The 1,882-nt window shown below is 61.5% G+C and carries 3 protein-coding genes; 1 reads left to right on the top strand and 2 read right to left on the bottom strand.

Going from position 1 to position 1,882, the window contains the following annotated elements; genetic code table 11:
* Positions 1 to 790, bottom strand: a 790-nt coding sequence (locus tag AB4Y34_RS41485) for a DHA2 family efflux MFS transporter permease subunit (protein WP_368719262.1), incomplete at its 3' end; no start/stop codon positions are given.
* Positions 791 to 870: 80 nt separating this feature from the next.
* Positions 871 to 1,308 carry a MarR family winged helix-turn-helix transcriptional regulator gene (locus AB4Y34_RS41480; RefSeq protein ID WP_368719261.1) on the bottom strand — a complete coding sequence of 146 codons (438 nt, stop codon included), beginning with the start codon at positions 1,306 to 1,308 and terminating at the stop codon, positions 871 to 873.
* A 297-nt stretch (positions 1,309 to 1,605) separates the two neighbouring features.
* On the opposite strand from AB4Y34_RS41480, the gene AB4Y34_RS41475 reads away from it, so the two are divergent.
* Positions 1,606 to 1,882 (top strand): SDR family oxidoreductase (locus AB4Y34_RS41475; RefSeq protein WP_368719260.1); only part of this gene is annotated, 277 nt, incomplete at its 3' end.

Here is a 1,882-nt window from a genome sequence, read left to right as displayed (position 1 = left end):
GTTTTTCCTCGGTCAATTCCCAGATCAGGAAGAACAGGAAGCTGACCACGGCGACGATCGTCAGCGCCCAGATCACCGGCGAGCTGAACCAGTCGAGGTCGCGGCCCTTGTCGAGCATGATCTGCAGTGGCGCGACCCAGGCGATCAGTGAGATCAGCCCGACCTTGTCGATCGGGAGCTTGCGCGACGGCGTCTCGCGGTCGCGGTAGATCGCCCAGATCGCGCCCGCGGCAAACAGGCCGACCGGCACGTTGATGTAGAAGATCCACGACCAGCTGTAGCTGTCGGTGATCCAGCCGCCGAGCGCGGGCCCCGCGATCGGCCCGACCGTCGCGGTCATCGCCCATAACGCCAGCGCGTTCGAACTTCTTTCCTTCGGAAACGACGCGAGCAGCATGGCCTGCGACAACGGCACCAGCGGCCCCGCCACCGCGCCCTGCACGACGCGGGCGACGAGCAGTACCAGCAGGTTCGGAGCGAGTCCGCACGCCGCCGATGACAGCACGAACAGCAGGATCGCCCAGACGAACAGCTTGACCTGGCCGATGCGCTGCGTGAGCCACCCCGTCAACGGAATCGACACCGCATTGGCCGCGGCAAACAGCGTAATGACCCATGTGCCTTCGTCGATCGACACGCCCAGGTTGCCCGACAGCGTCGGAATCGCGACGTTGGCGATCGACGAATCGAGCACGTTCATGAAGGTGGCGAGCGCTACGGCAAACGTGCCGAGTGCGAACTTTGCGCCAGTCAGCTGGGCCGGCGCGCCCGGGTTGGTCGGTGGATTCATGTCCTCGTCTCGGTTCGGAGTGCCCTTCAGTGCCGGGCGATTATCTGCATTGTCAGATAAGTGGTTGAAAAAAAGCCGCCTTAGCGGTCGAGCAGTCTTGAAAGAAGCAGGCTCAACGCGTCGAAGTCCGACTTCGAGAAGTGCGAAAGCCGCTCGCTCCATGCTCCCTGGACAACCCGTGTGTGGCGCGCGGCGATGGCCCGCCCTTTCTGTGTCAATGAAACATTGACGAGTCGACGATCCTTGCCGTTGCGGGCGCGCTCGATCAATCCGCTGTCTTCGAGTCGGTCCAGCACGCGGGTCATCCGGGTCGGGTGGACGCCAGCCAATTTCGACAGGGCGGCCGGTGTTTTCGCGCTCCCGCGCGCCAGCGTGAGCAGAACGCCGCGCTGCTGTAGATTGAGTCCTGCATCCGCGAGCCCTGCCCTGAGTTCGCTTGCAATCAGCTGACGCGCCTGCCCCAGCACGGACACCAGCTTCTGCGTCCGCTCGAAGTCGTCGTTGATCGAATCGTCCATCGATCGCCTCCTCGATATCTGACTTCAATATATTTGACTATGCAGATTTGTGCAAGCGCATTTCCTCGCCGTATGCGCTACGTGGTGCAAAACTGAATTGATCTACCGGCGACAATCGCGACCGCCACCGGCAGGACCACTGCCAACACGTGTCATCAGTCACCGCTTGTTCCTGCGGCTCACAACTGTTTGTCCGTGCCTTGTGTGCAAAAGCGCAGCACGATTGCATAAATTAGTAGCCATCGGAGCCAACAGTCCGATCACAGATTGCTGATCCAACCAACTTCGAGGTTCACTATGAGTCAGTCTCCCAAAGTCATCGTGGTTACCGGTGCGTCGCAAGGCATCGGCGCCGAAACGGTCAAGGCGTTTCGCCAGCTCGGCCACAACGTCGTCGCGACATCGCGCAGCATCAAGCCGTCGGACGATCCCAACCTCGTGACCGTAGCCGGTGACATCGCCGATCCGGCCACGGCTCGACGGGTCATCGAAACAGCCGTGGCGCGCTTCGGGCGGGTCGATACGCTCGTCAACAATGCGGGCATTTTCGTGGCCAAGCCGTTCACGCAATACA

This window comes from Paraburkholderia sp. BR10954, from assembly GCF_040965775.1.
GTDB lineage: Bacteria > Pseudomonadota > Gammaproteobacteria > Burkholderiales > Burkholderiaceae > Paraburkholderia > Paraburkholderia youngii.
Note: the sequence above shows the minus strand (reverse complement) of the source record. Positions and strands in the feature narration are given on the sequence as shown.